The organism is Oleiphilus sp. HI0043 (assembly GCF_001634935.1).
In genome coordinates this window covers 1-689 of the sequence record NZ_LWEY01001961.1, presented here as the reverse complement: position 1 = coordinate 689, position 689 = coordinate 1, and the positions used below count along the sequence as shown (strand labels likewise).

The window sequence follows — 689 nt, the reverse complement described above, 5'->3', positions numbered from 1 at the left end:
AAACCGATAGAAAGTAAAACAAAGCACCTCGATTTCTTTCTATCGCAATGTCATCGTAGAAAATACCCTAGTAAAAGTACAATCATTTACGCCGGCGATAAAAGTGATTCCTTATTTTATATTATTAAAGGCTCGGTAACGGTAATCATTGAAGATGATGATGGTCGTGAGATGATCATGGCTTATTTGAATGCCGGTGATTTCTTCGGTGAGATGGGCTTGTTTGATAATCTGGACTCTCGAAGTGCCTGGGTTAAAGCCAAAACCGAGTGTGAAGTTGCTGAGATCAGCTACAACAAGTTCCGGGAAATATCGTCTCAAGACTCGCGTATTTTGTATTTTATTGGTGAGCAAATGGCGAGTCGTTTGCGACAGACAACGCGTAAGGTGGGTGACTTAGCATTTCTTGATGTAACGGGTCGTGTTGCACGCACTTTACTGGATTTATGTAAAGAACCTGATGCGATGACTCATCCAGACGGCATGCAAATTAAGATTACGCGTCAAGAAATAGGGCGAATAGTTGGCTGTTCTCGTGAAATGGTTGGACGTGTACTCAAGACCCTTGAGGATCAGGGATTAGTTCAGGTTAAGGGTAAAACTATGGTGGTTTACGGTACGCGTTAACTCTTTAGGTTTTCCCATTTTGTTTAAGAAAAAGCAGGCTTAGCCTGCTTTTTTTGTTTGGG

Annotated in this window: 1 protein-coding gene; it reads left to right on the top strand. The window is 41.8% G+C overall.

Features of this window, described 5'->3' with window-relative positions; genetic code table 11:
- The first annotated feature begins 6 nt into the window (after positions 1-6).
- The gene (gene crp / locus A3729_RS30275) at positions 7-627 is read left to right on the top strand and encodes a cAMP-activated global transcriptional regulator CRP (protein ID WP_068634587.1); all 621 of its coding nucleotides are present in this window, start codon (positions 7-9) and stop codon (positions 625-627) included.
- Positions 628-689 lie beyond the last annotated feature (62 nt).